This is a genomic window from Micromonospora sp. 4G55, from assembly GCF_016803375.1.
Genome location: NZ_JAEVHN010000334.1, coordinates 1 through 6,629, shown reverse-complemented (window position 1 = coordinate 6,629; position 6,629 = coordinate 1). Strand labels below are relative to the sequence as shown.

The 6,629-nt window shown below is 72.8% G+C and carries 6 protein-coding genes and 1 pseudogene; 3 read left to right on the top strand and 4 right to left on the bottom strand.

All coding sequences use genetic code 11. The annotated features are described in order from the left end of the window. Positions 1–21 precede the first annotated feature (21 nt). The 3 genes from JNW89_RS23300 to JNW89_RS23290 all read right to left on the bottom strand — a co-directional run bounded on the left by JNW89_RS23300 (position 22) and on the right by JNW89_RS23290 (position 2,298). Positions 22–1,050 carry a 6-phosphofructokinase gene (locus tag JNW89_RS23300; protein WP_238450499.1) on the bottom strand — a complete coding sequence of 343 codons (1,029 nt, stop codon included), beginning with the start codon at positions 1,048–1,050 and terminating at the stop codon, positions 22–24. A gap of 179 nt (positions 1,051–1,229) precedes the next feature. Continuing rightward, positions 1,230–1,733 (bottom strand): pyridoxamine 5'-phosphate oxidase family protein, encoded by a 504-nt coding sequence (locus tag JNW89_RS23295; protein ID WP_238450498.1) that lies wholly within the window; start codon positions 1,731–1,733, stop codon positions 1,230–1,232. A gap of 67 nt (positions 1,734–1,800) precedes the next feature. Then, on the bottom strand, positions 1,801–2,298 hold the full coding sequence (locus tag JNW89_RS23290; protein ID WP_238450497.1) for a polyadenylate-specific 3'-exoribonuclease AS: 498 nt from the start codon (positions 2,296–2,298) through the stop codon (positions 1,801–1,803). A 283-nt stretch (positions 2,299–2,581) separates the two neighbouring features. Between JNW89_RS23290 and JNW89_RS23285 the strand changes: the two genes are divergently transcribed. After that, positions 2,582–3,274: a Crp/Fnr family transcriptional regulator gene (locus JNW89_RS23285; protein WP_088961072.1), complete on the top strand. Its 693-nt coding sequence runs from the start codon at positions 2,582–2,584 to the stop codon at positions 3,272–3,274. A 60-nt stretch (positions 3,275–3,334) separates the two neighbouring features. Here JNW89_RS23285 and JNW89_RS23280 read toward each other — a convergent pair whose 3' ends face one another. Continuing rightward, positions 3,335–3,550, bottom strand: a complete 216-nt coding sequence (locus JNW89_RS23280; RefSeq protein WP_088961071.1) for a hypothetical protein — start codon at positions 3,548–3,550, stop codon at positions 3,335–3,337. Positions 3,551–3,571: 21 nt separating this feature from the next. Here JNW89_RS23280 and JNW89_RS23275 point away from each other — a divergent pair. Both JNW89_RS23275 and JNW89_RS23270 read left to right on the top strand, forming a co-directional pair. After that, positions 3,572–3,808, top strand: a pseudogene (locus tag JNW89_RS23275) (hypothetical protein); the annotation flags it as partial. Positions 3,809–4,052: 244 nt separating this feature from the next. Next, positions 4,053–6,629: AAA family ATPase (locus JNW89_RS23270; protein WP_238450496.1), on the top strand; the 2,577-nt coding region annotated here is incomplete at its 3' end.

The following is a 6,629-nucleotide window of genomic DNA, read 5'->3' as shown; positions in this document are numbered from 1 at the left end:
CCGCGCGCCGGCACCGGGCGATCAGCTGCCGAAGAAGACCTCGGCCTCGGCGTACCGCTCCAGCGGCACGGTCTTCAGCTCAGCCGTGGCGTCGGCCAGCGGCACCCGGACGATGTCGGTGCTCTGCATCGCGACCATCTTGCCCCAGTCGCCCTCGTGCGCCGCGTCGATCGCCTGCAGGCCGAGCCGGGTGGCGAGTACCCGGTCGAAGGCGGTCGGGGTGCCGCCGCGCTGGATGTGGCCGAGCACGACGGTGCGGGCCTCCTTGCCGGTCTTGGCCTCCAGCTGCTCGGCGAGCCACTGGCCGATGCCGCCGAGGCGGACGTGGCCGAACGAGTCGAGCTCCTGGTTGTGCAGCACCATCTGGCCGTCCAGCGGCTGGGCGCCCTCGGCGACCACCACGATCGGGGCGTACTGGTGCTGGAAGCGCTTCTCGACGTACCCGGCGACCTGGTCGACGTCGAACTGCCGCTCCGGCAGCAGGATCACGTTGGCGCCGCCGGCGAGGCCGGCGTGCAGGGCGATCCAGCCGGCGTGCCGGCCCATCACCTCGACCACCAGGGTGCGGTGGTGGCTCTCGGCGGTGGTGTGCAGCCGGTCGATGGCCTCCATCGCGATGTTGACCGCGGTGTCGAAGCCGAAGGTGTAGTCGGTGGCGCCGAGGTCGTTGTCGATCGTCTTCGGCACGCCGATCACGTTGACGCCCAGCTCGTGCAGCTTGGTGGCCACGCCGAGGGTGTCCTCGCCGCCGATCGCGATCAGGGCGTCGACGCCCTGCGCGGCGAGGTTCTCCTTGATCCGCTCCACGCCGTTCTCAATCTTGAACGGGTTGGTCCGGGACGAGCCGAGGATGGTGCCGCCGCGCGGCAGGATGCCGCGGACCTCCGCGATGCCCAGCGGCCTGGACCGGCCCTCCAGCGGGCCCTTCCACCCGTCCTGGAAGCCCACGAACTCGTGACCGTAGGTGGCGACGCCCTTGCGGACCACCGCCCGAATGACCGCGTTGAGACCTGGGCAGTCGCCGCCGCCGGTGAGCACGCCGATACGCATGATCTGCTCATCCTCCTGGAGCATCAGGTGAAGCCCGGATAAGCCCCAGGATATGTGTCAGATCAGACCATCGGCGCCGTTGCCGGCCCGGGGCGGGCCGTCAGTGCGCACTGTAGTCGGCGCGGGTGCCCGCCGACACCGCGCCCCGGCCCGTCCCACCCCCCGAACCGGGCTACCGGTCAGTAGCTGACCTCGTGGTTTTCGCCCGCCCTCGGCGGCCTGCCGGTCACCGCCGCCCTGGCGAACCCGAGCAGGTTGACCACCGCACCGCCCGGCGAGTCCCAGTACTCGGCGGAGTTGGCGTGCACCTTGATCAGCGTCAGGCCGGGGGTGTCCAGGCCGTCCGGGAACCAGGTCTTCAGCAGCGGGTTCCACAGCTGCTCGGCCTTCGCCCGGTCGTAGCTCTCCTGAGCGGTGCCGGAGACCGACACCCAGGCGTCGTGCCGCTGGTCGGAGAAGGCGACGTTCACCTCCGGGTTGACCCGGATCTGGCGCACCTTCGGCGAGTCCGCGTAGGCGAAGAACCACAGGTCGCCGTCGAACTCCGCCTCCTGCAACCCCATCGGCCGGCTCACCATCCGCCCGTCGACGCCGATGGTGGTCAGCATGCAGATCCGGGCCTGCCGAATCAGCTCGGTCACCCGGCGGCGGGCGTCGGCGGCGCTGGTCGGGTCACTGGTCATCGTGAACTCCCTCGCATCGGCTCGTCGAACCGGTGCCCAGGACAGAACGGGTCAAACCCGCATCGCCTCACCGGCCCGTCATCGCCCGCCAGCGCGCCAGGTTGTGCCGGGCGTCGACCAGGGCGTCGTGCCGGTCGGCATCGGCGTCGGGCAGCTTCGGCCGGCCCCGGTCGTCCCAGAGCTGGCGCAGCTCCTTGGTGAACCGGGGGATCTCCCGGGGCAGCGCCGGCATCGCCCCCCAGAGCTGGGCCAGCACCACGTGGTCGTACGCGGCGTACCAGGCCCAGAGTTCGAGCTGCTCGCCCGGGCGGTCGCGGACCGGCTCCAGCAGGAAGTCGTAGAGGTCGTCGCGGATGCGCTCGCGCGAGCGCCAAGCGCGGTCGGCCGGGGACGGCAGCTTGTCGAGCACGTTGCGGCGCACCCAGGGCACGGCGCGGGAGTCGTCGAACTGGGTGGAGACCGCGTAGAACTCGCGGCCGTACTCGTCGACGACACCGATCGACACGAGGTCGACGATCTGGCCGTCCTCGATGAATTCGCAGTCGTAGAAATAGCGGTAGACCATCGCGTCAATCCTCGCCTACGCCCGGCGGCGTCCGCCGCCCGGGTCCGTTCCCGACCGGCTCCCCGCCCTTGCCACGGGGGCGAAACCGCACCTCAGCCGGCACCTCGACCCCGACCGGCGGCGTCACGCAGACGATTTGAGGGGTGTACAGCAAGCGACTGGACCGTCATGATCTGATGTGTACCGCTACCGGACGCCGAACCGGTGTCAGTTCACCTCTTCAGGGGCCGTCAGGTTCACCCGGTGAGCGAGTTGTGGTCCTTGACCGGGGAGGGGTTGGGCCGTGGAGATGCGCCTACCGGAGCCGGGTGACGCCCTCACGGGCGTGGAGATGTTCGCCGGGCTGGAGCCGGAGGTGCGGCAGCGGGTGATCGCCGCGGCGGTGCCGCGCACGTACCGCAAGGGCCAGCTGCTCTTCGTGGAGAACGACCCGGGCGAGTCGCTGATCGTGCTGCGCCGGGGGGCGGTGGCGGTGTTCCGCACCGCGCCGACCGGCGAACGGGCGGTGCTGTCGGTGATCCGACCGCCGGACGTGCTCGGCGAGGTCTCGCTGCTGGACGCCTCCACCCGCTCGGCGTCCGCCGAGGCGATCGAGGACAGCGCCGCGCTGGCCCTGTCCCGACCCGCCTTCATGGAGCTGGTGCATTCCAACCCGCGCATCCTGGACGCGGTGATGCGCTCGCTGGGCGGCCTGATCCGCCGGCTGACCGAGCAGAACGCCGACCACGTCTTCCTGGACCTGCCCGGCCGGGTGGCCAAGACCCTGGTCCGGCTGGCCGGCGAGAGCCAGGCCCCGATGATCACCATCGAGCTCAACCAGAGCCAGCTCGCCGAGATGGCCGGCGGCTCCCGGCAGAGCGTCAACCAGGCGATCGGCTCCTTCGCCAGCCGGGGCTGGCTGCGGACCGAGGGTCGCCGGATCGTCGTCACCGACGTGTCGGCGCTGCGCCGCCGGGCCGGGATGAACGACCGCTGACCGCGCGACGCGGCCGGGCGCGGAGCGCGCCGGCCACGTCACGGTGTCATCCGCCCAGGATCACGGGGTGGTGCTGGTCGGCCCCGCCCAACTGGTGGTGGTGCCGGTCGGCCCGGCCCAGTCGGTGCCGTCCTTGCCGTCACCGGACTGCTCGCTGACGATCCCCTCGGCCTGGAGCACGGCCAGCGTGGCGGCGTCGACGTCGACCGACTCCCCCGCGGAGTGGGCGACGCCGTCACCGTCGGTCCAGTCGCTCTCGAGCTTCACATACACCATGATCTCTCCCCTTGATCATTGATGGGATTTCGGCCGCCTGAATGTAGCTCTCCCAACCGGCCGGAGGAGTGTCCACAAGCCAACAGCCCGGTACCTGACAGCGCCGGCAACGGCGATACTCACGATGGACGCCGGGCGACGACCGGTAGGCAGACCCACCCAGTGGAGGGCGTCATCTCCGCGCAGTGTGACCGTTGTGGACGTACCGCCGCCGACGGCGACCGCTTCTGCGGTGGCTGTGGGACGGAGCTGGGTGCGCTCTGCCCGCACTGCCTGCGGCCGCTCGCCACCGACGCGGTGTTCTGCACCTCGTGCGGCGCGCCCCGCGCCGGCTCCGGCCGGCCCGTCGCGACCCCGCAGGAGGACCGCCGCCGGGTCAGCGTGCTCTTCGTCGACCTGATCGACTTCACGCCGTACGTCGAACGGGCCGACCCGAGCAGGTCCGCGGCATGCAGACCGGCTTCTTCTCCGCCGCCAAGCGCGTCGTCGGCAGTACGGCGGCGTGGTCGAGAAGTACATCGGCGACGCGGTGATGGCGCTCTTCGGCGCCCCGGTCGCCACCGAGACCGACGCGTTGCGCTGCGTGCGGGCCGGGCTGGAGCTGCAACGGGTGCTCACCCGGTTCGCCCCCACCGGCGCCGACGAGCTGCGCTTCCGGGTGGGCGTGGCGACCGGCGAGGCGCTGGTCGACGTGGCCGCCGCCCGCGACGGCGGGCAGGCCATCGTGGCCGGCGACGTGGTCAACACCGCCTCCCGGATGCAGTCGGTGTCGCCGCCCGGCGGGGTGCTGGTCTGCGGCAACACCCACGCGCTGACCAAGGACGCCATCCGGTACGCCGAGCAGCCGCCGGTCACCCTGCGCGGGCGTTCCTCGCCCACCGAGGTCTGGCTGGCCCTGTCCCCGGTACGCCGGCAGCCGACCGACCGGGAACCCGACACCACCCCGCTGATCGACCGCGAGCACGAGCTGGGCCTGCTGGTCAACGCCCTGCACCGGTCGCTGCGGGACCGCCGCCCCCAGGTGGTGACGCTCTTCGGCCGGGCCGGCATCGGCAAGAGCCGGCTGATCCGGGAGCTGTACCGGCACTCCGGGCGGCTGGTCGACGAGCCGGTGAGCTGGCGTACCGGGCGATGCCCGCCGTTCGGCGAGAACGTCACGTTCGCCGCGCTGGCCGACATCGTCAAGACCGAGGCCGGCATCCTGGACACCGACCCGGCCCCCACCGCGTCCCGCCGGCTGAGCGCGGCGGTGGCCGAGCTGGTCGGCCCCGGCGAGCGGGACCGGCTGGTCGACGCGCTGCGCCCGCTGGTCGGGCTCGCCGGCGTCACCCTGCCCGCCGAGGAGACCGAGTCGGCCTGGCGTCGCTTCCTGCTGGCGCTGGCCGCCCGCCGTCCCACCGTGCTGGTCTTCGAGGACCTGCACTGGGCCGACGACGCGATGCTGCGCTTCGTCGAGCTGCTCGGCGCCGCCGCCCGGGACGTGCCGCTGCTGCTGCTCTGCACCGCCCGCCCCGAGCTGGTGGACCGGGACCCGAGCTGGGCGGGCACCATCACCGGCTCGGTGACGATCACCCTCCCGCCGCTGCGCGACACCGGCATCGCCTCGCTCTACGCGCACATGTTCGGCCAGGCGGCCTTCTCCGCCGACATGCTCAGCCCGCTGATCGAGGTGGCCGGGGGCAACCCGCTCTACGCCCACGAGTACGTGCGGATGCTGATCGAACAGGGCGCGCTGCGCCAGTCCGGGCGGGGCTGGTCGCTGGAGAAGCACCTCGAACTGCCGATGCCCGAGAGCGTGCACTCGGTCATCGCCAACCGGGTCGACCTGCTCGACGCCAAGGACCGCGCGGTGCTGCTCGCCGCTTCGGTGGTCGGCGTGCAGTTCTGGCCGGGCGCGGTGGCCGCCGCGCTGGGCCAGCCGGTCGAGGCGGTGGAGCGGTCCCTGCGCCGGCTGGAGCAGCGCGACTTCGTCCACGAGCAGGCGGCGTCCACGATGGCCGGGCAGCCGGAGTTCCGGTTCCGGCACGTGCTGGTGCGCGACGTCTGCTACCAGCGGCTGCCGCGTACCGAGCGGGTGGCCCGGCACGAGCGGACCGCGGGCTGGCTGGACGCGCTGTCGCAGAGCCGGGACACCGACCTGGCCGAGGTGCTGGCGCACCACCGCTGGGCGGCCCACGAGATCGCCCGCACGCTGGGCATGCCGATCCAGCGGTACGCCGGCCCCGCGCGGGCCGCGCTGCACCGGGCGGCCCGCCGCGCGTACGCCCTGCACGGGCTGGACGCCGCGGCCAGCCACGCGGGCCGCGCCCTCGGCCTGGCCGACGACAGCGACCCGGTCGACCGACTGCAACTGGAGCTGCTGAGCACCGAGATCTCGTTCTACCGCGACGGCAACGCCTTCCTCTCCGGCGGCGGCCCGGAGCAGCTGCACGCGCTGGCCGACCGGCTGCTCGCGCACGACGACGACGCCTGCGCGGCCCGGGCGTGGACGCTGCTCGGCCAGGCCGCCTGGCTGCGCGCCGACCGTAGCGCCGCGGTGGCCTGTCTGGACCGGGCGGTCGCGCTCTTCGCACCGCTGCCCGACAGTGCCCAGAAGGCGGACGCGCACGCCGAGCTGGGCCGGCTGCACATGCTCAACTACGAGCGGGACGCGGCGGTCGCCGCCGCCGAGACGGCGGCCGGGATCGGCGAGCGCCTGGGCCTGGCGGAGATCCGCACCAACGCCCGGATCACCGCGGCCACCGCCCGCTACCAGGCCGGCGACCGGGCCGGCCTGGACGACCTGCACGCGCTGGTCGAGTTGAGCCGGACCCAGCAGCTGCTCGCCCTGCCCCGGGCGTTGCAGAACCTCGCCTTCGCGCTGCGCGAGGAGGGCGACTGGCTGCGCTCCGACGCGCTGCTGTCGACCGCGCCGGCCGCCCGGGGCAGCGGGCAGACCCTTGCCACCAGCTACTCCGGCGAGGCGATGCGGGCGTACTTCGACGGGGACTTCGGCCGGCTGCTGGCCGCCGCCGACGCGTTCGTGGACACCACCACCGGCGGCTGGGACATGCAGGTGCGCGGCCTGCGCTCCTGCCTG